Below are 22,846 nucleotides of genomic sequence, written 5' to 3'. Positions count from 1 at the left end.
GGGAGCGCCCGCCACCTTCGAAGCGCCCGCCACCTCCGGGCCGCCCGACGCCTTCGAAGCGCCCGACGCCTTCGGAGCCGACCACCTCCGAAGCACCCGCCGCCTCGGGAGCGCCCGCCCCCTCCGGAGGGGGCGCCGTGTTCGGGATCGGGCCCGAGGAGAAGGTCGCCCCGCCCCCGCGTGCCCGCACCGCTGCACGTACGTAGCCCCCCGTGGCGAGCACCACGCCCGCCACGATCGCGCCCGCCCGGCCCGCGCCGCCCGGTCGCCCGAGCAGCGCGTCCCTCAGTCCGCGCACCACACCGGCGGGCAACACCCGTGTGGTGTAGCGGCGTTCGGCCTGCAGGCCCCTGCTCGCGCCGACGCTCCTGGACACGAGGGCCTTCGAGAGCCCCTCGGCGTACGTCCGGGTACGGAAGTAGCCGAAGCGCTCGCGCGCGGCCGGGACCTTGTGGTGGATGACGGCCCGGTCGTCGATCAACAGGACCGCGTCGGGGAGGGCTTGGGAGAGCCGGATGCAGAGCTCGGTCTCCTCGCAGCCGAGCGGCCTGCGGTCGCCGTCCCGCCCGATGCCGGTGGCGAAGCCGCCCACGGCGTCGAAGGCCGTGCGGCGGAAGGACGCGTTGCCGCCCAGGACGTTCCGCACCCGGACGCGTCCGGCCGGGAGGCCGCGGTACGTGCAGCCGACGACCCAGTCGAACTCCTCGGGGAACCAGTCCGGCCGCCGGCCCGAGGACCAGGCGGGCACGGTCCGGCCGCCCACCGCCATGACGTGCGGGTCGTCGTAGCCCGCGGCGAAGTACCGCAGCCAGTCCCGCTCGGCCACGGCGTCGTCGTCGAGGAAGGCCACGAACTCGCCCCGCGCCGCGGCGATCCCGGTGTTACGTCCCGAGGACAGGCCGCGGGGGCCCGCGTTGGCGAGCACCCGCACCTCCTCCTCGTCCCCGAACCGCCCCACCAGCCGCGCGAGGAGCCGCTCGTTGTGGTCGACCACGAGCAGGATCTCCCGGGCCGGACGCGACTGGTTCCGTACGGAGTCGACCGCCGCGAGAATGTCCTCCCAGCGTTCCTCCGTGTAGACGCAGATCACGACGGAGAACTGACGGAGCTGACGGCCGTTCAAGAAACCTCCCTCCGAGGGACATTGACCGAGAACGCGGTCGGCCGACGGCGGGCCGCGCGTCTCACGCCCTTCTCCTTGAGGATGACCTTGAGCACCCGCAGGCCGTCGCGCACGGCGTTGAGGTTGCTGACGCCGTGGATGCGCAGGTACTCGTGGCTGGGCACCTCCTGGACCTTGAGGCCGGCCTTGACGACCCGGATGTTGATCAGGGTCTCGATCTCGAAGCCGGTGCAGTCCAGGGTGATCTCGTCGAGGCAGTGCCGCCAGAAGGCGTTGTAGCCGTAGCAGAGGTCGGTGTAGCGGGCGCCGAACTTGCGGTTGACCAGGGCGCACAGCGCCCAGTTGCCGAGCCGGCGGATCGGCGTCATGTCGTCCGTGCCGCCACCGTTGGCGAAGCGCGAGCCCTTGGCGAAGTCCGCGCCGCCGACGAGGGCGGAGACGTAGGAGACGATCTCCTGGCCGTCGGCCGAGCCGTCCGCGTCGACCATCACGATGATGTCGCCGGTGCAGGCGGCGAAGCCGCTGATGAGTGCGTCGCCCTTGCCCTTGCCGATCTGCTTGACGACCTTGATGTCGGGCCGGAGTTCCCGGGCCACGTGAACGGTGTTGTCGGTGGAGTTCCCGTCGACCAGAACGACTTCGTGGATCCAGTCTGGCAGGGACTTGAAGACGTACGGAAGATTTTCCGCTTCGTTCATCGCGGGGATGACCACGCTCACCGGCGGTGTGATGGCCAAATGCGAGGTGATCGCCTTGTATTGGGCTGCTATTCGGCTCTGGTCGACCGCTTCGTGGCCGGTGACGGCCGGGCGCAGGAACGAGCTCATGAGTGTGTTTCCCTCTCGTCCGGTGGACCGCCCACCCCCGGGCGGTCCGATGGTCTGTCCGGTGACGAAAGGGGGGTCCCCACCCGGTCCGACCAGCGACGATCGCCGTACGGCACGGGTGGGTCGGCATCTCAGTCAGCGCGGCACGCGAGCCGGCGCACGCAGACGCGCACGCCGAACTCAGCACCCCCCTACCGCGCCCCGCCCCGAGACCGTCGCGTCGCTTGAGCCCTCCCCTGAGCTGTAGCGCGACGGGTCGACGCGGGTGAGATGTACGACGGTATTGATGAATGCGACTGTATGGCAAGCCCTGAATCCGATGCTCCCGTTTCCGGTAATGGGAAAATCTTCGTCGGTCGGATACGGAAGCGCCTCGATCGGTTTTTCTCAATCCGCTTTTCTGGTGGTGTTGTTGGGGTCGGACGGAACTCCTGCGCATTGTTGTGCGAATTCAATTCGATACGCGATCCACCGGATGGCTTGATCTCGACGGTCCCTGGGGGCCTCTGACGGGGCGTCGGCAAGATCTCGCCAAATCTTCTTGGCATGGACACTTCCAGCAGGGCCGTGGCAGCTGCTACTACCTAGTAACGCAGAGATCCTGCTACAGGGAGGTTCCATGAAACTGTCCCGATTCGCGGCATTCTCGTCCTCACTCCTGCTCGGCGCCGTCCTCGCCCTCACCGGGGCGGGAGCCGCACAGGCCGCTGAAACAGCCGCTCTCGACTACGTGGCGCTGGGTGACTCGTACTCCTCCGGCGTCGGAGCCGGGAGTTACGACAGCGCCAGCGGCGACTGCAAGCGCTCCACGAAGGCCTTCCCCGTCCTCTGGAAGAACGCGAACTCACCCTCGTCGTTCGCGTTCACGGCATGCTCGGGCGCCCGAACGGGTGATGTTACGGGCGGTCAGCTCGGACCTCTCTCCGCCGCCACCGACCTGGTGTCCATCACCGTCGGGGGCAATGACGCCGGCTTCGCCGACGTCATGACCACCTGCGTCCTCCAGTCGGAGGCCGCCTGCATCGACCGTGTTAATCAAGCCAAGGCCTACGTCGACAGCACCCTGCCCGGGAAGCTCGACGCGGTGTATTCGGCCATCAGATCCAAGGCTCCGAACGCCCGGGTCGTCGTCCTCGGTTACCCGCGCTTCTACAAGATCGGCGGCAGCTGCACCGCCGGACTGAGCGAGAACGAACGGCGCGCGATCAACGGCGGAGCGGACCACCTCAACACCGCCACCGCCAAGCGCGCCGCCGACCACGGCTACACCTTCTCCAGCGTGGTCCCCGCCTTCACCGGACACGAGATCTGCTCCGGTTCGGCCTGGCTGCACAGCGTCAACTGGCTCAACATCGGTGAGTCGTACCACCCTACCGCCTCCGGACAGTCCGGTGGCTACCTGCCCAGCTTCAGGGCTGTGGCGTAGGCGTCGCGGAGCCGCTCGGGGAGGTGGCCCCGCTCGTCGGGGTCGCCTTCTCGCACGTCACGGAGAAGTCCACCCAGGGGGAGTTCTTCTCCGCCGGAGCGCGCACCTCCATCCTGATCCGGTCGTGCAGGGTGTCGTCCACCCGGTGCGTCGACTCGGTGTGCTCGACGGTCTTCTCCCGCGGGCCGCCCGCCGGGAACTCCAGCGTCCGCCAGCCCGCCTCCGCCGAGGTCCTCCCGCTCTCGGTCACCCAGCGGTACTCCACCGAGGCGGGCGTCCGCCCCACCGTGAGCGTGGCCGCGAAGGCGGGTGCCCGCTCCGCGGGTGGCGGACAGGAGCCGCTGTAGCGGTCGCGCACGGCCCGCACGTGCACCAGGACCGTCGGCGCCGGCGGCGCGGTGGTGGCGCTCGTGGTGGCGGTCGGCGTCGGGCTGGTCGTGGTGGGCGCGACGGTCGTCGGACCGGTCGCCGAGGGCGCGGTGGCCGTCGGCGTACTCGTCACCGGACCACCCCCGGTGCCCCGACCGCCCTCGTTGCGTAGCAGGGCGTACGTCAGACCGCCCGCGGCGAGCAGCAGAAGCACCACCCCGATCACGAGGACGGCCACCGCGCGCCCGGAGCGTTCCTCGGGAGCCGGCTCCTGCGGCCGCGGTGGCATCGGGAGCGGAAGGGGCGGTGTCGCACCGGACGTCGGTGCCGGGGTAGCGGTCGGTTCGTCGTCCGAGGGCCGGCGGCTCGCTCCGTACGGCTCCGAGCGCAGCGGCCCCGACCGGGGCGCACCGCCCGCACCCACCAGTCTCAACTGCCGTTCGGCTTCATGGGCTTGGAGCCGGTCGCTCGGATTCTTCTGCAACAGGCCCTCGATGACGGGGGCGAGCGCCCCCGCGCGGCGCGGCGGTGGCAGCTCCTCGTCGACGACGGCGCGCAGCGTGGTCAGGGGCGTGTCCTGACGGAACGGCGAACTGCCCTCCACGGCCGCGTAGAGCAGGACCCCGAGCGACCACAGGTCCGAGGCAGGGCCGGGAGTGCGGCCCAACGCCCGCTCAGGGGCCAGGAATTCGGGCGAGCCGATCAGCTCGCCCGTCATCGTCAGCGGGGACGTCCCCTCCACCGCCGCGATCCCGAAGTCGGTCAGCACGATCCGGCCGTCGTTGGCGAGCAGGACGTTGCCCGGCTTCACGTCCCGGTGCAGCACCCCCGCCTCGTGCGCGGCGCGCAGCGCGGCGAGGACCTCTGCGCCGATGTGCGCGGCGCGCTGCGGGGGCATCGGCCCCTCCGCGTCGAGGACGTCGGAGAGCGTCAGTCCGTGGATCAGCTCCATCACGATCCAGGGGCGGCCGTCCTCGGTGGCCACGTCGTAGACCGTCACCACGTTCCGGTGCGCGATCCGGGCGGCCGCCCAGGCCTCCCGCTCCAGCCGGGCGTACAGCCGCTGCTCGTCGGCGCCGCCGAGACCGGCCGGGGCGCGGACCTCCTTCACGGCCACGTCGCGGCCGAGGACCTCGTCCCTGGCCCGCCAGACGGTGCCCATGCCGCCCTGCCCGAGGACGTCCAGAAGCCGGTACCGCCCCGCGATCACGGTCATGGCGCGTCCCCATCCGTCGTCGGCCCCGGTCGGCCCGGGTGGAGCATTTCTGCCCCCCGGCCACGGACTTCGAACACCGCGTCAGGAACGCGAAGTGATCTTGGTGGTGGAGATCACACTCCGTCAGGTGACGACAGGTGAGGCCCCCTGCGTGCAGGATGGTTCGTGACGGTTCGGCAGGTGTTCGAGACCTGTCCAACTCACCCTGGAATCAGATGGATTCGGACAGTAGTCGTCAACCCCCGTACGAGTGCGGTGAATCCTGCCGTCGGGATACACGAGTGTCAGCGCGGAGCGATAGGGTTAACCTGCCCGGGCCGGGTGCCCTCGTTAGGGTGGGGAGTGTCATGGAACAGATAGCAATGCGCAGCAGGCCGCGAGTGCCTGCCATCACATGCGGGAGCAGCGCGACCAGTTCGCGGCTCGACCGTCATCTCGCGGTGCTCGGCGGCCCCGTCGTGCCTCAGCGTGAGGCGGCCGAGGCGACGCTGCTGATGCGCGAGCTGACCTCGCGCGACGCCACGCAGACCCACCGCAGCAGGAGCGCCCGCGTCTCGCTCTTCGCTCCTCTCCGCCGCCTCCGCCGCAGCCTCTTCGGCAGCAGGGGTTGATGCCGGGCGCCGGTCGTGCGGGTGTGGGCACACGCCTCGGACGCCCAGGGAGACCCCTGGGCGCGGCGGGTGGGCACACCCCGGACGACGGCGGGCGCCCACCCCGCTCACCCCGAAGGCCGTCAGGCCACGACACCGTCCGCCCGTAGCGCCTTCAGCTCCTCCGGGTGAACGCCCAGCTCCGCGAGCACGACGTCCGTGTCGTCCCCCAGCCCCGGCACACGCCCCATCGGGGCCTCCGGCCCGTCGGGAAACGTGACCGGCGGCAGCAGAGACCGCAACGGCCCCACCGGCGATTCCATCTCCCGCCACCGCTCCCGCGCCGCCAGCTGTGGATGGTCCGCCAGGTCCGCCACCGTGTTCAACCGCGCGCACGCGATGCCCGCCGCGTCCAGCCGCGCCAGCGCCTCCGCCGCCGTCAGCGGCGCCAGGGCCCCCGCCACCACCGCGTCCGTCGCCGCGCGGCCGGCCACCCGGGCCGTGTTCGTCGCGAAGGCCGGATCGTCCGCCAGATCCGGCCGTTCCAGTACGTGTTCCGCCAGCCGCCGCCACTCGCGGTCGTTCTGGACCGACAGCAGCACCATGCTCCCGTCGGCCGTCGGATAGGCGTCGTACGGAGCGATGACGGCGTGCGCGAGCCCCGTGCGCGCCGGGGCCGTGCCTCCGTGCATCCCATGGTGCAGCGGATGCCCCATCCACTCGGCCAGCGAGTCGAGCAGCGACACCTCCACCGGCCCGCCCCGCCCGGTCGTCCCGCGCCGTACGAGCGCGGCGAGGACACCCGCGTACGCGTACATCCCCGCCGCGATGTCCGCCGCCGGGATCCCCGACTTCACCGGCTGCTCCGCCGTCCCGGTGACCGACACGAGCCCCGCCTCGCACTGCACGAGCATGTCGTAGGCCCGCTTGTGGGCGTAGGGTCCGCCCGGCCCGTACCCCGAGACGTCGACCGCGATCAGCCGGGGATGAGCGGCGCACAGGGGGGCCGCGTCCAGGCCGAGCCGGGCCGCCGCCCCCTGCGCCAGGTTCTGTACGAAGACGTCCGCGCCCGCCACCAGCCGGTGGACCAGGTCGAGACCGCGTGCGTCCTTGAGGTCGACGGCCACCGACTCCTTGCCCCGGTTGCACCACACGAAGTGCGAGGCGAGCCCCCGGGCCGCCGTGTCGTAACCCCGCGCGAAGTCACCGCCGTCGGGGCGCTCGATCTTGATGACCCGAGCGCCCAGATCGGCGAGCTGGCGCGTGGCGAAGGGGGCGGCGACGGCCTGTTCGACCGCGACGACCGTGATCCCCTCCAGGGGGAGTGGCTGAGTGCTCATGACAGCCCTGCCTACCCCTTCCCCGCCGCGCTGTCACCGTCGCCCTCGTCACGCGGGCCCGCGCGGCGCTCACCGCCGGGCGTACCGCCGCACCGCCAGAGGCGCGAAGACGGCGATCAGTGCCAGTGACCAGAGCAGCGAGCCGGCGACCGGATGGGCCACCGGCCAGGCGGCGTCCGACGGGACGGGCGCGTTGCCGAAGAGGTCCCGTACCGCCGTCGTGACCGCCGAGATCGGGTTCCACTCGGCGACCGTCCGCAGCAGGCCCGCCATGTTGTCGGTCGGGATGTACGCGTTCGAGAGCAGCGGCAGCATGAACGTGGCGCTGCCCAGCTGACCGGCCGCCTCCTCGCTCTGCGAGGCGAGGCCCAGCAGGATCCCCACCCACGTCGCCGCGAAGCGGAAGAGAAGGAGCAGCCCGAACGCCCCCAGCGCCTCCAGTGCGGTCCCTTCGATCCGCCAGCCCATGGCGAGCCCGACCAGGATCATCGGGACCATGCCGACCGCGCTGGTCAGCAGATCGGCGAGGGCCTGACCGAGCGGTACGGCCGCCCGGCTGACCGGCATCGTCCGGAAGCGGTCCATGACGCCGCGGTGCGCGTCCTGGGCGGCCTGGAACATGCCGGTCATCAGCCCGCCCGCCGCCGTCGCCACGAGCAGGCCCGGCACCAGGTACGCCCGGTACTCGGTGCCCGGCATGGCGAGCGCGCTGCCGAAGACGTACCCGAAGAAGAGGAGGAAGACGAGGGGCATCGTCTGGGTCATGACGGTGATCGACGGGGCGCGGCGGACCTTCAGCAGATGCCGGCCGAGGGCGGCGGCCCCGTCGTGGACGAGCGCGCTCATGCGACGCGTTCCTTCCGGTCGGTGAGGCGGAGGAACACCTCGTCGAGGGTGGGCGGACGCAGGGACGCGTCGAGGAGGGAAACCCCGGCCGCGTCGATCTCGCGGACGATCCGGGGGAGGGTGAGCGTGGTGTCCGTGGTGACCGCGCCGACCGTGCGGCGCTCGGGGTCCAGGGCCGGGGCCGAGCCGGTCAGCTGGTCGAGCACGGCGGCCGCCGCGAGAAGGTGCCCGGAATCGGCGACCACGACCTCCGCCCAGCTCCCGATCAGCGCCTTGAGCTCGGCGGGAGTGCCGCGATGGGCCACCCGGCCCTCGTCGATCAGCACGACGTCGTCGGCGAGCTGATCGGCCTCCTCCAGGTACTGCGTGGTCAGCAGCACGGTCGTGCCCCGGGACGCCAACCCCCGTACGGCGTCCCAGATCCCGTTCCGGCTGTGCGGGTCGAGCCCTGTCGTCGGCTCGTCGAGGAAGAGGACCTCCGGCGGTACGAGCAGGCTCGCCGCGAGGTCGAGCCGGCGCCGCATCCCGCCCGAGTACGTGCGGGCGGGCCGCCCGGCCGCCTCCGTGAGCCCGAACTGCTCGAGGAGCTCGTCCGCGCGGGCGCGCGGGGCCCGCAGCAGCCGCGCGAAGAGCCGGAGGTTCTCGGCGCCCGAGAGGTCGCCGTCGACCGAGGCGTACTGGCCGGTGACCGCCATCCGTTTCCGCACCCCCGCCGGGTCGCGCACCACGTCGCACCCGGCGACCCGCGCGCTGCCCGCGTCCGGGGCGACCAGCGTGGTCAGGACGCGTACGGCCGTCGTCTTGCCCGCCCCGTTGGGGCCGAGGACACCGCAGACGGTGCCCTCCGGGACCGCCAGATCGAGGCCGCTCAGGGCGGGGACGTCGCCGTAACGCTTCCGCAGACCCTCACTAAGTACAGCGTACGTAGTAGTCATGGCTCGACCCTACCCCACTACGTACGCTGTACGTAACTAGGATGGTGGGCGAGGTGATGATCCATGGCGGGCCGAGCGGCCGAACCGGAAGTGATCTGGGCGCGCCCCGAGCGCATGGGCCGTGGCCCGAAACCGGCGTACAGCAGGGCCGACATCGTGGCCGCCGCCGTCCGCATCGCCGACGCCGACGGCATCGACGCGCTCTCGATGCGGCGGATCGCGGCCGACGTCGGCTGCGGCACCATGTCGCTCTACAACTACGTGCCCCGCAAGGAGGATCTGTACGAGCTGATGGTCGACGCCGTCAGCGGTGAGTACGAGCTCCCCGACCCCCCGAGCGGGGACTGGCGCACGGACATGCTCCAGGTGGGCCGGCAGGCGCGGGGCATCCTGCACCGGCACCCGTGGGTCATCCGGTTGATGACGACCGGTTACGCCTTCGGCCCCAACGCCCTGCGCTTCCTCGAAGGCTGCCTCGCCTGCCTGGACGGTCTCGACCTGCCCGGCGGCGCCAAGATGGAGCTGATCGCGACGGTCAACGGCACCGTGATGACGATCGTCACCAACGAACTGGCCCTCGCCGAGCGGGCCCGCGGACTGCCCTGGTCCGAGGAGCAGGAGCAGGCCGTGCGCGGCGCTTATCTGGCGGGGCGGCTCGCGGGCGGCGACTACCCGCGGCTGGCCGCCGTCTTCGGGGAGTCGGGGGTCGAGCGCCTCGACCCGGAGGAGATCTTCGACCGGACGCTGGGGCGCGCGCTCGACTCGTTCGTCCCGGCGGGAGCGCAGGGTCAGAGCAGCGCGAACTGACCCTCCGGGCCCTCCTCCTGATGGTCCAGTACGGAGGCGGGGCGGCGGGCCGCTTCCGGTACGGGCAGGACGCCCGCCTCGCGCAGCGCGGCCCGGGTGAGCCGCGTACCCGAGGTCACCGCCTCCCGCTCCCCGTCCCGCTCGGCGAGCAGCGCGAGCACGGTGATGAGCTCCAGGAGTTCGGAGGTCCACTCCTGCGGCCAGGCCGCCGGGCCGATCGCCTCCAGAGCGCCGGGCCCGGGAGGCTCGGCGGGCGCGGTCCGGTGCGTGAACCACTGCTCCAGCATCCGCACGCCGCCCACGTGGAAGTCCCAGGCCTCGGCCGGGACGGGCGAGATCCTGCCCTCGTCGAGGGTCAGGGTCTCCTCTCCGGGCTCGTACGCGAGCGTCGTCGGCCGGGCCGGGATCGGTGCCCGGACGTAGGGGCGCCGGCCGCCGGGCAGCCGCGGCCGCTCGCCGCCCCGGGCGCCCCGCAGCTGGACGTCCATGAGCCTGCCACCCAGCTCCACGCCCGTCGCCCAGACCTCGGGGTCCGCCGGGAGCGGGACGCGGCAGCCCTGCGGGGAAGGGTGGGCGGCGGCCATGGCCCAGGCCAGGACGTCGGGGGCGGTGACCTCACGCCCGTACCGCTCACTCAGCCAGGGGAGCAGACCGGGTGCGAGGTTCGGCTCCTCGCCGCCGGGGCGGCGGAACAGCGGACGGATCCGGCCCGGTCGGCCGGCGGGGGAGCGCCCGGCGGGCAGCGCCGCCGTCACCAGGAGCGCGGGGCCTGCCGCCGCCGGCACGTACCCCTGCTCGACGGCGAACAGCTGATGCTCGTCGGCGACCCGCCACAGCTCGGGGCGCGCGGTGTCGATCAGCCGGTGGTCGGGGAGCAGCCACTGCTCGTCGAAGGGGCCGTGGGCGAACCGCACCGGCTCCGGGCACGGACCCGTCTCGCGGGCGAACCGGACCGTGCCGGTCCGCTGCCCGGGCAGCGCGGCCACCGAACTCGACGGCGTACGCGCCCGGCTGGGCCGGAACAGCTCCTCGCGCTCCTCCGCGTCGGCGGCGACCAGCCGGTTCCAGCGCTCGCGCAGGGTGCGGACGTCCGGCGCGACGATCCAGGACCGGCCGAGCCGCAACGGCGCGACGGACCACGGCATCAGCTCGTCCAGGAGGGGCGCGTCGTCCACGGGTACGTCTTCGGTCACGCCCCGGATGCTAGCGAGCGGGCTCGGTGCGCCTCCACCGGTCGGGGCGCTGCCCGCCGTCAGTGCGAGGCCTCGACCGTCACCGTGAAGGAGAAGCGGTCGCCCCGGTACCTGATCCGGGCCACGTCCACCACCCGGCCGGCCTCGTCGTACGTGACGCCGGTGTAGTGCAGGATCGGCGAGAGCAGCGGCACCTGGAGGAGGGCCGCCGTCTCCGGGTCGGCGAGCCGGGCCTCGACCGTGTCCGTGATCCGGCTGATCCGGACCCCCACCACGTCCCGCAGCACCTTCGTCATCGGCCACCGCTCCAGATCGGCCGGGTCGAGACCGGCCGCCACCTCCGGGTGCACCGCGTTCTCCGCCCAGTTGGTGGGCTCGCCGCTCTCCCCGTCGCGCCGCAGCCGCTTGTACGCGACCACCTCCGTGACATCGGGGAAGTACTCCGCCAGCTCGCCCGGCACCGGCTCGGTGCCGTGGCCGAGGACGGTGGTCCGCTCGCCGGACTGCTGCGCCACGATCGCGTCGATCGAACCGAGCAGCCGGCGCGGGGAGGAGCGCCGGGCGCCCGGCTCGATGAAGGTGCCGCGCCGCCGGTGCCGGCTGATCAGACCCTCCTCCTCCAGCTCCTTCAGGGCCTGGCGCATCGTCAGCACGCTCACGCCGTAGTGCGCGGCGAGCTGTTCCTCGGTGGGCAGCCGCAGCGAGGCGTCGGGCGTGCGGCCGAGTATGGAGGCGCGCAGCGACTGCGAGACCTGATACCAGAGCGGGAGCTTGCGGTTCAGGACCAGCGAGTCGGGAGCGAAGGCGGTCACGGCGTTCTCCGTACGACGACAACGGGACTCTACGGCCGGAAGTGGCGCTCCAGACCCTGCCATACGTCGTCGTAGCCGCCCTGCAGGTGGTCGGCGCCGGCCGCCTGGGCGGTGGCCGTCACCGGCCAGCGGGTCTCGAACATGAAGGCAAGACCGTCGTCGATCTTCTGCGGCTTCAGCTCGGCGGCGCTCGCCTTGTCGAAGGTCTCCCGGTCCGGGCCGTGCGCGGACATCATGTTGTGCAGGGAGCCGCCGCCCGGGACGAAGCCCTCGGCCTTCGCGTCGTACGCGCCCTCGATGAGGCCCATGTACTCGCTCATCACGTTGCGGTGGAAGTACGGCGGCCGGAAGGTGTCCTCGCCCACCAGCCAGCGCGGGGCGAAGACCACGAAGTCGACGCCCGCGAGGCCGGGGGTGTCGGTCGGCGAGGTGAGGACCGTGAAGATCGACGGGTCCGGGTGGTCGTACGAGATCGTCCCGATGACGTTGAAACGGCGCAGGTCGTAGACGTACGGGGTGTGGTTGCCGTGCCAGGCGACCACGTCGAGCGGGGAGTGGTCGTACGTCGCCGACCAGAGGTTGCCGCAGAACTTGTTGACGACCTCGACCGGGCCCTCGACGTCCTCGTACGCGGCGACGGGCGCCCGGAAGTCGCGGGCGTTGGCCAGGCCGTTGGCGCCGATCGGGCCGAGGTCGGGGAGCTGGAAGGGCGCCCCGTAGTTCTCGCAGACGTAGCCGCGGGCGGTGGCGTCGAGGAGTTCGACGCGGAAGCGGACACCTCGGGGGATGAGCGCGATCTCGCCGGGGTGGACGGCGAGCAGGCCCAGCTCCGTACGGACGAGGAGGTCGCCGCGCTCGGGGACGATCAGCAGCTCGCCGTCGGCGTCGCTGAAGACGCGCTCCATGGAGGCGTTCGCGTGGTAAAGGTGCACGGCCATGCCCGTGCGCTGGGTCGCGTCGCCGTTGCCTCCGAGCGTCCAGAGGCCGGCCAGCCAGTCCGTGCCCGGCGCCGGGTCGGGGAGCGGGTTCCAGCGCAGCCGGTTGGGGTCGGGGACGGTCTCGGTGAAGGGCGCGGAGCGGACGGTGCCGTTGTCGGTCCGGGTGAACGGTGGATGCGCGGCCGAGGGGCGGATCCGGTAGAGCCAGGAGCGGTGGTTGTGGGCGCGCGGCTCGGTGAACGCGCTGCCGCTCAGCTGCTCCGCGTAGAGGCCGAGGGGTGCGCGCTGCGGCGCGTTGCGGCCGTGCGGCAGGGCGCCGGGGAGCGCCTCCGAGCTGTGCTCGTTGCCGAACCCGGTGCTGTACGTCAGCGCCTCGGCCGTCTTTCGAGCCGTTTCTCTGGCCTGCTCCGTGGTCATCGCCCGCTCCTGTCTGAGCCCGCAAAAGGAATCCTATGGATGACCGTAGGATTCCGCGACCGCCCGCGTCAACGGGTCCCTCTTCGACGTGGTGCGTGCACGAGGGGTTCCAAAAGATGAACATTGCTCTACTCTCACGCGCATGTCGTGGACCCGCAGGCTCCTTGTCGCGCTCTCGGTCGTTCTCGCGGCGCTCGCCGCCGCCCTCGTCACCGCCCCCGGGGCCCAGGCCCACGAGGAGCGGCCCGTCACCTTCCCCGACGGATCCGGCAGCGTGCCGACGCTCCGTACGGGGGAGCCCGATCTCCTGGTCTGCAAGACGGACCGGACCGACTTCAATCGCCGTGTCTCCGCCTTCCCGGCCGAGCTGAAGGCCCGGAACCTGGCCCTCTTCGACCGCTGCGCGCGCACCGGCTTCCGCCATCTCCAGGAGGCCGTCGACGCCGTCGACCGACCCGGGATGACCATCGCGGTCCTGCCCGGCCTGTACGAGGAGGAGCCCTCGCAGCCCGCCCCGACCGGCGCCTGCGCCGCACTGAAGGCCCCCAGGTCGGCGCTCGGCTACCAGATCCTGTCGTACGAGCAGCAGAAGCAGTGCCCGCACAACCAGAACCTGGTCGCCATCCTCGGCAAGAAGAACCTCCAGATCGAGGGCACCGGCGCCTCCCGCCTGGACGTCGTCTTCGACGCGAAGTACACCAAGCTCAACGCCCTGCGCGCGGACGGCTCCGACGGCGTCTACTTCCGCAACTTCACCGCGCAGCGCACCACGTTCAACTCGCTGTACGTCCTCGCGGCCGACGGCTTCGTCATCGACGACGTGCTCACCCGGTGGAACGACGAGTACGGATTCCTCACCTTCGCCTCCGACCACGGCCTCTACAAGAACTGCGAGTCGTACGGCAACGGCGACTCCGGCATCTACCCGGGCTCGGCCTCCGACATCAACGACGGCCGCGGCTACGACGTCCCGCGCTACTCGATCGAGATCACCGGCTGCCGCAGCCACCACAACATGGTCGGCTACTCCGGTACGGCCGGGGATTCCGTGTGGGTCCACGACAACGAGTTCGACCACAACATGGGCGGCGCCTCCATGGACTCCGCCTTCCCCGGCCACCCCGGACTCCCGCAGAACCACGCCCGCTTCGAGCGGAACCTGATCCACGACAACAACCAGAACTACTACCGCCACGTCGCCGACGGCACGTGCGCCAAGCCCCCGGTCGAGCGCGGCTACGAACAGGGCGTCGTCTGCCCGCAGATCTCCATGCCGCCGGGCACCGGCATCATCACGGCGGGCGGCAATTGGAACCTGTACGAGAACAACTGGGTGTACGGGCACCAGCGCGCCGCCTTCTTCCTGAGCGCCGTCCCCGCCTTCATCCGGGGCGAGTCGGCCTGGGGCAAGCAGACGGACACCTCCCACCACAACCGCTACGCCGGCAACCACCTGGGCGTCGACCGCTCCGGCGCCTCCCGGCCCAACCGCACCGACGTGTGGTGGGACGGACAGGGCGGCGGCAACTGCTGGCAGGCCGAGGGCCGGCCGTCCGGGGCGTCGAACCCGGGCGCCCTGCCGGAGTGCGGGACGCGGCGCGGCGAGGTCGCCGGGGACACCGACCGGCTCGTCGGCGAACCGGCCAAGCTCGCCCACCTCCTCGTGTGCGCCGACTACAGCGTCCAGGCGCGGCGGCTGCCCGCCGGCTGCGACTGGTACGGCGCGCGGGGGATCCAGCGCGTGGAGACCCAGCTCGCCCTGGGGACCGCCGTCGTCCTCGCCCTCGTGGGCGGCGCCCTGTGGTGGCGCAGGCTCCGCGGCCACCGGCTCGCGGGCCTCGCGACACTCGTCGGTCTCGTGGGCCTGGCCCTGGACGTGGCCGGCTCCACCCTCGGCCTGGCCGCCGGCCCGCTCCCGGCCGTGGCTCTCCTCCTGATCGGCGCCTGGTGGACCGCCCTGGGCCTGGCCCTGCGCCCGACCCGCCCCGTCTTCGCCTGGACCACGCTCGCACTCGGCGCCCTCACCCTGCTCGACGCCTTCGACAAGGCCGTCCTGATGATCCCCTGGATTCCCCTCAGCCCCGCCTGGCTGCGCGGTCTCCTCGCGGTGGTGTGGGTCCTGTGGGCGGTGGTGGCCGCGGGCCGCCGCGCCACCCCCGACGCGTCCGGCGACCACGAACCCGCCCCGAACCCCGCCCCGGCACCGGCCACGGCGGCGGCGCGCGAGACGAACGACGGGGGCGCGTCGTGAGGCGCCGACCGGACCGGGCCCTCCGCCCCCCGGCCCTCCGTCCCGCGCCCCGCCGGGTCGCCGCGCTCGCCGCGGTGCTGCTCGCCGTCGCCCTGGCCGTCGAGGGGTGCGGCGGGCGGCCCACGACCCACCACAAGCCGGGCACCAGCCACCAGGAGGCCACCGGCGGCAGCGGCACCCTGCTCACGGCGACGGACGGGTCCGGTCACCGGCTTCGGGAGGTACCGGCCAGGGGCGCGCCCTCCGTCCGGGCCGAGGCGCGGCCCGACACCGAGGGCGGCTGGAACATCCACCTCACCGTGGAGAGGTTCCGCTTCACCCCCGAGAGCGTCGGCGGCGGGGCCATCCCCGGGCGGGGCCACGCCCGGCTGCTGGTCGACGGCAAGGAGGCCGGCCGGGCCTACGGCCCCTGGCACCATGTCCCGCCCGGCGCCCGCTCCGTCACCGTCCGGCTCCACGCCGACGACCACACCGTCTGGGCGGTCGCGGGCAAGCCGGTCGAGACCACCGTCCCCCTCGGCACGACCGGACCCGCCACCACGGCTCCCACGACCAAGGCCCCCACGACCAAGGCCCCCACGACCACCGCCCCCACGGCCACGGCCCCCGGCCGGACCGTCGAGATCACCGTCACCGGCAGGTCCGTCCAACCACCCCCTTCCCGCATCGAGTTGAAGAAGGGCGAGCAGCTCACCCTCCGCGTCACCGCCGACCGCGCCGACACCCTCCACATCCACGGCTACGACCGCGAACTGCCCCTGGCTCCCGGCGAGCCCGGCACCCTCACCTTCACCGCCGACCGCACCGGTCTCTTCGAGGTCGAGACCCACGGCTCGGGGCTCCTCCTGGCCCAGCTCGTCGTCCGGTGACCGCCCCCGCGCACCCGCCGGCCCTCGTGCATCACCTCGCCCACGGCATCGGCTCCCAGCACGACCTCCCGCTCTCGCCCTTCTACGCCTACGCGGGAGCCTTCGCCGCGCTCTTCGTCTCCTTCCTGGCCCTCGGCCTGCTCTGGTCCACCTCCCGGTTCCGTGGCGACCGGGCGGGCCGCCCGCTGCCCGCCGCCGTCCAGCGCCTCGCCGACGCCCCGGCCACCCGCACCGCGCTGCGCCTCGTCGGCGTGGCCGCCGCCACGACCGTCCTGCTCCACCTCCTCGTCGGTCCCGACGACCCCGACCGCAACCCCGCCCCCGGCGCCGTCTACGTCCTGCTCTGGGTGGGGCTCGTCCCCGCCTCCCTTCTTCTCGGGCCCGTCTGGCGCCTCCTCAACCCCCTGCGCGCCCTCCACGCGCTGCTCCCCGCGCCCCGTCGCCCCCGCCCGCTGCCCGCCGGCCTCGGCATCCGCCCTGCCGCCGCGGGGCTCCTCCTCTTCGCCTGGCTCGAACTCGCCGCCCCCGACCCGGCGTCCACCCCCACCCTCCTGACCTTCCTCGCCGTCCTCACGGCCACCGGCCTCCTCGGCGCCGCCCGGTACGGCCCCAACTGGTTCGCCCACGCCGACCCCTTCGAGGTCTACTCCGCCCTCCTCGCCCGGCTCTCCCCGCTCGGCCGCCGGGCCGACGGCCGCCTCGTCGTGCGCTCCCCCTTCCACGGCCTCGACTCCACCCCGCAGGCCCCCGGCCTCGTCGCCACCGTCTGCGTCCTCCTCGGCTCCACCGCCTACGACGGCTTCTCCGACAACCCCCGCTGGATCACCACCCTCCAGACCTTCCCCCTCGGTCCGACCGCCACCGCCACCGTCGGCCTCCTCGCCGCCGTCGCCCTCGTGGCCGCCCTCTACGGCCTCTGCGCGGGCACCCTGCGTCTGATGTCCCGTGAACTCACCACCCCTCTCACCTCCTTCGCCCACTCCCTCCTGCCCATCGCCCTCGGCTACCTCGTCGCCCACTACTTCACACTCTTCGTCACCGAAGGACCACGTACCGTCATGATGGCAGGGGGCACTGACAACGCCCCCGCGCCCGCCCCGCCCCTGGCCCCCGGCGCCCTCGCCACCCTCCAGGTCACCGCCATCGTCACCGGCCACGTGCTCGGCGTCGTCGCCGCCCACGACCGCGCCGTGCGCCTCTTCCCGCCCGCCCGGGCCGTGGCCGGCCAACTGCCCCTGTTCGCGCTGATGATCGCGTACACCCTCGGCGGCATCGGCCTGCTCATCGCCTGACCCGATCAGGAACGGAGCGGCATCATGGACCCCGTGCCCCAGCCTTCTCTCCGCCGCACCCCCGTCCAGCAGCGCAGCGCCGAGCGCCTCGCCCGGATCCTCGACGCCTGCGCCGAACTCCTCGACGAGACCGGCTACGAGCAGCTGAGCACCCGCGCGGTCGCCGTGCGCGCGGGCGTCCCCATCGGCTCCGTCTACCGCTTCTTCGGCAACAAGCGCGCGATGGCCGACGCCCTCGCCCACCGCAACCTCGACCGCTATGCCGAGCGGATCTCCGCCCGCTTCGCCGTGACCGGTCGGGTGGACGCGTACAGCGCGATCGACGGTGTCCTGGACGAGTACATCGCGATGAAGCGCACCGTCCCGGGCTTCGCGCTCGTCGACTTCGGCGTCCCGGCGCCCACCGCCGGCGAGGCGGCCGCAGACGAGGGCTCCGCCGGCGAAGGCTCCGCAGGCGAGGGCTCCACCGGCGAGGACTCCGGGGGCTCCTCGGGCGGGGGGACCGGCGCCGGTTCCCCGGGCGGCGTCGGAGGCGACGCCAACCACCTCGTCGCCGACCGCCTCTGCGGGCTCCTCGCCGCCCATCTGGGCCGCACCGCCGACGAGGCCCTGCGCCGCAAGGTCCTGGTCGGTGTCGAAGCCGCCGACGCGCTGCTCCAACTCGCCTTCCGCACCGCCCCGGCCGGCGACCCCGCGCTCATCGCCGAGACGCGGGAACTCCTCTACGCCTATCTCGCGCCCTCGCTGAGCTGACGGACCCCTCCCCACCGTCCGTACCGGTCGGTATGCTCGCTGGTGCCCGCGCGCCACCGCCGCCCGCTCCAGGGAGTCGCCATGTCCACCGCCCTGCGCATCTGTCCCCTCTGCGAAGCCACCTGCGGGCTGACCCTGACCCTCGACGGCAACCGGGTCACCGGCGCGCGCGGCGACCGTGACGACGTCTTCAGCCAGGGCTTCATCTGCCCCAAGGGCGCCTCCTTCGGCGAGGTCGACGCCGACCCCGACCGGCTCACCGGGCCCCTCGTCCGCAAGGACGGCAGGCTTCAGGAAGCCACCTGGGAGGAGGCGTTCGACACCGTCGCCGCCCGGATCCGGCCCCTGATCGAGGAATACGGGCCGAACGCCGTGGGTATCGTCCTCGGCAACCCGAACGTCCACACCATGGCCGGCGCCCTCTACCCGCCCCTGCTGATCGGCGCCCTGCGGACCCGGAGCCTGTTCACCGCGTCCACGCTCGACCAGATGCCCAAGCACGTCTCCAGCGGACTGCTCTTCGGCGACCCCTTCGCCATCCCCGTCCCGGACCTGGACCGCACCGACCACCTCCTGATGCTCGGCGCCAATCCGCTGGAATCCAACGGAAGTCTCTGCACCGCCCCCGACTTCCCGGGCAAGCTCAAGGCGCTGCGCAAGCGCGGCGGCACCCTCACCGTCGTCGACCCGCGCCGCACGCGCACCGCCCGGCTCGCCGACCGCCACCTCGCCCTCCGCCCCGGCACCGACGCCCTCTTCCTCGCCGCGCTCGTCCACACCCTCTTCGCGGAGGACCTCACCGCCCCCGGTCCGCTCGCCGAGCACGTCCAGGGCATCGAGGACGTACGGGAAGCGGTACGGGAGTTCACGCCCGAGGCCGTCGCCGCCGCCTGCGACCTGGACGCCGCCACCATCCGCACCGTCGCCCGTGAGCTCGCCGCCGCGCCCACGGCCGCCGTGTACGGCCGGATGGGCAGCTCCACCGTCGCGTACGGGACCCTCGCCAACTGGCTCGTCGACGTCCTCAACGTCCTCACCGGCAACCTCGACCGCCCCGGTGGCGCGCTCTTCCCGCTCTCCGCGACCGCCCCGGCACCCCGACCGGCCGGCCCGGGCAAGGGTTTCGCGCTCGGCCGCTGGGCCAGCAGGGTCTCCGGCCATCCCGAGGCCAAGGGTGAGCTCCCGATGGCCGCGCTCGCCGAGGAGATCGAGACGGAGGAGCGCGTGGCGGGGGAGGGGCGGATCCGAGCCGTGATCACCCTCGCCGCCAACCCCGTCCTCTCGGCCCCCGACGGGCTCCGCCTCGACCGGGCGCTCGGCAGCCTCGACTTCATGGTCGCCGTCGACCCGTACCTCAACGAGACCACCCGCCATGCCGACGTCGTCCTGCCCCCGCCGCCGCCCTCCCGCAGCACCCATTTCGACTTCGCCTTCAACGGCTTCGCCGTCCGCAACCAGGTCCGCTTCACCCCGCCCGCCGTCCCCCTGGAGGAGGGGCGCATGGACGAGTGCGAGATCCACGCCCGGCTGATCCTCGCCGTCTCCGGGATGCAGGGCGCGTCGCCGTCCGCCGTGGACGACCTCGCCATCGACACCACCCTCGCCAAGGCCGTCACCCAGCCGCACTCGCCCGTCCACGGGGCCGACCCCCGGGCCGTCGCCGCCGCGCTGAGCGGCACCACGGGGGCGGAGCGGCGCCTCGACCTGATGCTCCGCCTCGGCCCGTACGACCTCACCCTCGACGACCTGCGCCGGGCGCCGCACGGCATCGACCTCGGGCCCCTCAAGCCCCGGCTCCCCGGGCTCCTCAAGACCCGCAGTGGACGCGTCGAGCTGCTGCCCGCCCCGATCGCGGCCGACCTGCCCCGGCTGCGCGCCGCCCTCGACGCCGCACCGGGCGGCCTCGTCCTCGTCGGCCGCCGCCATCTGCGGTCCAACAACAGCTGGCTGCACAACGCGCCGTCCCTCAACAGCGGTTCGAACCGGTGCACCCTCCAGGTCCACCCGGCCGACGCCGACCGCCTCGGCCTCGCCGACGGCAAACCCGCCCGGATCGCGGCGGAAGGCGGGGCGCTGGAGGTCGAGGTGGAGGTCACCGACGCCGTACGGAGCGGGGTGGTGAGCCTGCCGCACGGCTGGGGGCACGACCGGCCGGGCACGCGTCTCGCGGTCGCCGCAGCCCGCCCCGGCGTCAATGTCAACCAGCTCCTCGACGGCTCCCGCCTCGACCCGCTCTCCGGCACCGCCGTCCTCAACGGATTCCCCGTGGAGCTGGCACCCCTGCCGTAGTCACCGCGTTGGCCCCTGCTCTGACCTGGGTCTTTTGCTCGTATTGCTCACGCGTCAACATCTTGTTAACGGCAGAAGAGGGCCCCTAACGTCATCCGGACCGCCGCACCGGCGGGAGCCGCCCCGGTGTGAGTTCAAGGGTGAACGTGAGGTGTCCTCCATGCTGACCGTCCTCGGCTTCGCCATGATCGCGACCTTCCTGGTCCTGATCATGACGAAGAAGATGTCGCCGATCGCGGCGCTCGTGCTGATCCCCGCGCTGTTCTGTGTCGCCGTCGGGCAGGGGGCGGAGCTCGGCGACTACGTCATCGACGGCGTGGAGAAGCTTGCTCCCACAGCAGCGATGCTCATGTTCGCCATCGTCTACTTCGGCGTGATGATCGACGTAGGCCTCTTCGACCCGATCGTCCGGGGCATCCTGCGCTTCTGCAAGGCCGACCCGGTGCGCGTGGTGGTCGGTACGGCGGTGCTCGCCGCGATCGTCTCGCTCGACGGCGACGGCTCCACCACGTTCATGATCACCGTCTCGGCGATGTATCCGCTCTACAAGCGGCTCGGGATGAGCCTTGTCGTCATGACCGGCGTCGCCGCCACCGCCAACGGCGTGATGAACACCCTCCCTTGGGGCGGCCCGACCGCTCGCGCCGCGACCGCGCTCAAGGTGGACGCGTCCGACATCTTCGTCCCGATGATCCCGGCGCTCGGGGTGGGGCTGCTCTTCGTCTTCGCCCTCGCGTACGTCCTCGGCCGCCGCGAGCGCAAGCGCATCGGTTACCTCACCCTGGACGAGGTCCTGGAGCCGCAGAGCGAGACCGTGCTGGTCGGGGCCGGTGGCGGTACGGGCGGGGCGAAGGCGTCCGGCCCCGGCGCCCCGACGACCGGCTCGGCCGCCGCCGCTGCCGGTTCCGGCTCCGGTGCGGCCGCCGAGGAGGCGCGCGAGGGCTTCCAGGGTCTCGACCCGGACCGGCCGACGCTCCGGCCCAAGCTGTACTGGTTCAACGCCGGCCTCACCGTCGCGCTGCTCACCGCGATGATCCTCGAACTGCTGCCGATCCCGGTGCTCTTCCTCCTCGGCGCCGCCCTCGCACTGACCGTCAACTACCCGAGGATGGCCGACCAGAAGGCGCGGATCGCCGCCCACGCCGAGAACGTCCTCAACGTGGCCGGCATGGTCTTCGCCGCCGCCGTCTTCACCGGTGTCCTCACCGGTACGGGCATGGTCAAGCACATGGCCGACTGGCTCGTGGGCGCGATCCCGGCGGGCATGGGCCCGTACATGGCGCTGGTCACCGGTCTGCTGAGCCTCCCGCTCACGTACTTCATGTCGAACGACGGCTTCTACTTCGGCGTCCTGCCGGTCCTCGCCGAGGCGGGCGCGGCGCACGGCGTGTCGCCGCTGGAGATCGCGCGTGCCTCGATCGTCGGCCAGGCGCTCCACATGTCCAGCCCGCTGGTCCCGGCCGTGTACGTGCTGGTGGGGATGGCGAAGGTCGAGTTCGGCGACCACACGAGGTTCACGGTGAAGTGGGCCGCGCTCACCTCGCTGGTGGTGCTGGCGGCGGGGATCCTCTTCGGGATCGTCTGAGGCTTCGCAGCCGCACCCCGGTCGCACCGTGCGGCCGGGGTGCGGCTGTTCGGGGGATTCAGGATCCGGTCGGCGTTGCGTGCGCGCTGCGTGACGATTTGTAACTGATAGTCAGATTATCGGCTGATCTGTCCGACATTCGTCATGACTGGAGGAACCCCCGCATGACCGCTCTGGCTGTCCGTCCCCTGCTCTCCACGGCAGTGGCCGCCCTCGCGCTCGGTGGCGTCGCGCTCGCCGGCGCCCCCGCCGCCTTCGCCGCCCCGGGCGACAACGGCGACATCAAGATCCACCATGGCGGTACGAGGAACGATGTGCCGCCCCGCACGGACGAGAACGACCCGCGCAACGAACCCAAGGTGTGCAAGTTCTACATCGCCGCCTTCAACTTCGACAGCGTGGAGAACGTCATCTGGACGATCTCGCCCCAACCTCCGAAGGACGGCTCCTCCACGACGGGCGAGCTCGATCTGTCGGTGAAGCATTACACCGAGGACATCAAGCTGATGGACGGCATGTACAAGGTCGAGTGGACCTGGCCGGGCCAGATGGGCGCCAAGAAGAGCAAGGTCTTCCAGGTCGACTGCCCGAACGGCAACGGCGGCAACGGCAACGGCGGGAACGGCGGCCACGGCAAGCCGCCTCACCACAAGCCCCCGCACGGCCCGGTCGGAGCCGGTGGCGGCGGCAGTGCCGAACTGGCGAGCGAGGACAGCTCCGGCTTCGGGGTCGGAGCCGCCGTCGTCGCCGGCCTCGCGGGCACGGCCGGTCTGATCCTCGTCCGCCGGGCGCGCCGCCGCACCGATGGCGCCGCGTAGGTACCGCACCACGCGCAGGCAGCGGCGCCTTCGCCGGCTCGCCCGGACGGTGGTGGTGACCCTGTCCCTGGTCGTCGGCGGCATCTGGTGGGCCCAGGACGAGGAGCCGTCCGGCCCGCCGATCGCCGCCGCCCCGGACGCGTACGGGGC

18 protein-coding genes and 1 pseudogene are annotated in these 22,846 nt (G+C 72.4%); 10 read left to right on the top strand and 9 right to left on the bottom strand.

Going from position 1 to position 22,846, the window contains the following annotated elements:
• Positions 1–144: 144 nt before the first annotated feature.
• Together ACWF79_RS26960 and ACWF79_RS26955 are read right to left on the bottom strand one after the other, a co-directional pair.
• Positions 145–1,090 (bottom strand): annotated as a pseudogene (locus ACWF79_RS26960) (glycosyltransferase family 2 protein); the annotation flags it as partial.
• A 29-nt stretch (positions 1,091–1,119) separates the two neighbouring features.
• Complete coding sequence (locus ACWF79_RS26955) at positions 1,120–1,950, bottom strand: glycosyltransferase family 2 protein (protein ID WP_453730744.1); 831 nt, start codon at positions 1,948–1,950, stop codon at positions 1,120–1,122.
• Between the two features lie 619 nt (positions 1,951–2,569).
• On the opposite strand from ACWF79_RS26955, the gene ACWF79_RS26950 reads away from it, so the two are divergent.
• Positions 2,570–3,376, top strand: coding sequence for an SGNH/GDSL hydrolase family protein (locus tag ACWF79_RS26950; RefSeq protein ID WP_453730743.1), 807 nt, complete (start codon positions 2,570–2,572; stop codon positions 3,374–3,376).
• Here ACWF79_RS26950 and ACWF79_RS26945 read toward each other — a convergent pair.
• Positions 3,360–4,961, bottom strand: a complete 1,602-nt coding sequence (locus tag ACWF79_RS26945) for a serine/threonine-protein kinase (protein ID WP_453730742.1) — start codon at positions 4,959–4,961, stop codon at positions 3,360–3,362. The genes ACWF79_RS26950 and ACWF79_RS26945 overlap by 17 nt on opposite strands.
• 347 nt (positions 4,962–5,308) lie before the next feature.
• Between ACWF79_RS26945 and ACWF79_RS26940 the strand changes: the two genes are divergently transcribed.
• Positions 5,309–5,572, top strand: coding sequence for a hypothetical protein (locus ACWF79_RS26940; protein ID WP_453730741.1), 264 nt, complete (start codon positions 5,309–5,311; stop codon positions 5,570–5,572).
• A gap of 122 nt (positions 5,573–5,694) precedes the next feature.
• Here ACWF79_RS26940 and ACWF79_RS26935 read toward each other — a convergent pair whose 3' ends face one another.
• The 3 genes from ACWF79_RS26935 to ACWF79_RS26925 all read right to left on the bottom strand — a co-directional run bounded on the left by ACWF79_RS26935 (position 5,695) and on the right by ACWF79_RS26925 (position 8,672).
• The gene (locus ACWF79_RS26935) at positions 5,695–6,891 is read right to left on the bottom strand and encodes a CaiB/BaiF CoA transferase family protein (RefSeq protein ID WP_453730740.1); all 1,197 of its coding nucleotides are present in this window, start codon (positions 6,889–6,891) and stop codon (positions 5,695–5,697) included.
• A gap of 69 nt (positions 6,892–6,960) precedes the next feature.
• On the bottom strand, positions 6,961–7,737 hold the full coding sequence (locus ACWF79_RS26930) for an ABC transporter permease (RefSeq protein WP_453730739.1): 777 nt from the start codon (positions 7,735–7,737) through the stop codon (positions 6,961–6,963).
• Complete coding sequence (locus ACWF79_RS26925; protein ID WP_453730738.1) at positions 7,734–8,672, bottom strand: ATP-binding cassette domain-containing protein; 939 nt, start codon at positions 8,670–8,672, stop codon at positions 7,734–7,736. The genes ACWF79_RS26930 and ACWF79_RS26925 overlap by 4 nt, the downstream gene beginning before the upstream one ends.
• Before the next feature lie 63 nt (positions 8,673–8,735).
• Here ACWF79_RS26925 and ACWF79_RS26920 point away from each other — a divergent pair, with 63 nt between their 5' ends.
• A complete protein-coding gene (locus tag ACWF79_RS26920) occupies positions 8,736–9,479 on the top strand; it encodes a TetR/AcrR family transcriptional regulator (RefSeq protein WP_453730737.1) in 744 nt (247 codons plus the stop codon).
• Here ACWF79_RS26920 and ACWF79_RS26915 read toward each other — a convergent pair.
• The 3 genes from ACWF79_RS26915 to hmgA are packed head-to-tail and all read right to left on the bottom strand — an operon-like array spanning position 9,461 to position 12,839.
• Complete coding sequence (locus tag ACWF79_RS26915) at positions 9,461–10,681, bottom strand: type ISP restriction/modification enzyme (RefSeq protein ID WP_453730778.1); 1,221 nt, start codon at positions 10,679–10,681, stop codon at positions 9,461–9,463. The genes ACWF79_RS26920 and ACWF79_RS26915 overlap by 19 nt on opposite strands.
• 50 nt (positions 10,682–10,731) lie before the next feature.
• Positions 10,732–11,484 (bottom strand): GntR family transcriptional regulator, encoded by a 753-nt coding sequence (locus ACWF79_RS26910; RefSeq protein ID WP_453730736.1) that lies wholly within the window; start codon positions 11,482–11,484, stop codon positions 10,732–10,734.
• A gap of 29 nt (positions 11,485–11,513) precedes the next feature.
• Positions 11,514–12,839 (bottom strand): homogentisate 1,2-dioxygenase, encoded by a 1,326-nt coding sequence (gene hmgA / locus ACWF79_RS26905; protein ID WP_453730735.1) that lies wholly within the window; start codon positions 12,837–12,839, stop codon positions 11,514–11,516.
• 142 nt (positions 12,840–12,981) lie between these two features.
• Here hmgA and ACWF79_RS26900 point away from each other — a divergent pair, with 142 nt between their 5' ends.
• From ACWF79_RS26900 to ACWF79_RS26870, 7 genes are all read left to right on the top strand, one after another.
• Positions 12,982–15,090, top strand: coding sequence for a right-handed parallel beta-helix repeat-containing protein (locus tag ACWF79_RS26900; RefSeq protein ID WP_453730734.1), 2,109 nt, complete (start codon positions 12,982–12,984; stop codon positions 15,088–15,090).
• The gene (locus ACWF79_RS26895) at positions 15,087–15,959 is read left to right on the top strand and encodes a hypothetical protein (protein ID WP_453730733.1); all 873 of its coding nucleotides are present in this window, start codon (positions 15,087–15,089) and stop codon (positions 15,957–15,959) included. The genes ACWF79_RS26900 and ACWF79_RS26895 overlap by 4 nt, the downstream gene beginning before the upstream one ends.
• Positions 15,956–17,251 (top strand): hypothetical protein, encoded by a 1,296-nt coding sequence (locus ACWF79_RS26890; protein WP_453730732.1) that lies wholly within the window; start codon positions 15,956–15,958, stop codon positions 17,249–17,251. Before ACWF79_RS26895 ends, ACWF79_RS26890 begins: the two co-directional genes overlap by 4 nt.
• A gap of 24 nt (positions 17,252–17,275) precedes the next feature.
• The gene (locus ACWF79_RS26885; protein WP_453730731.1) at positions 17,276–18,004 is read left to right on the top strand and encodes a TetR family transcriptional regulator; all 729 of its coding nucleotides are present in this window, start codon (positions 17,276–17,278) and stop codon (positions 18,002–18,004) included.
• 81 nt (positions 18,005–18,085) lie between these two features.
• Positions 18,086–20,293: a molybdopterin oxidoreductase family protein gene (locus ACWF79_RS26880; protein ID WP_453730730.1), complete on the top strand. Its 2,208-nt coding sequence runs from the start codon at positions 18,086–18,088 to the stop codon at positions 20,291–20,293.
• Positions 20,294–20,453: 160 nt separating this feature from the next.
• Positions 20,454–21,878 (top strand): CitMHS family transporter, encoded by a 1,425-nt coding sequence (locus ACWF79_RS26875; RefSeq protein WP_453730729.1) that lies wholly within the window; start codon positions 20,454–20,456, stop codon positions 21,876–21,878.
• 164 nt (positions 21,879–22,042) lie between these two features.
• On the top strand, positions 22,043–22,696 hold the full coding sequence (locus ACWF79_RS26870) for a hypothetical protein (protein WP_453730728.1): 654 nt from the start codon (positions 22,043–22,045) through the stop codon (positions 22,694–22,696).
• The last annotated feature ends 150 nt before the right edge of the window (positions 22,697–22,846 follow it).

The organism is Streptomyces sp. NPDC054975, from assembly GCF_053609105.1.
The sequence above is the reverse complement of the archived record's forward strand: the minus strand, read 5'-3'. Positions and strand labels throughout refer to the sequence as shown.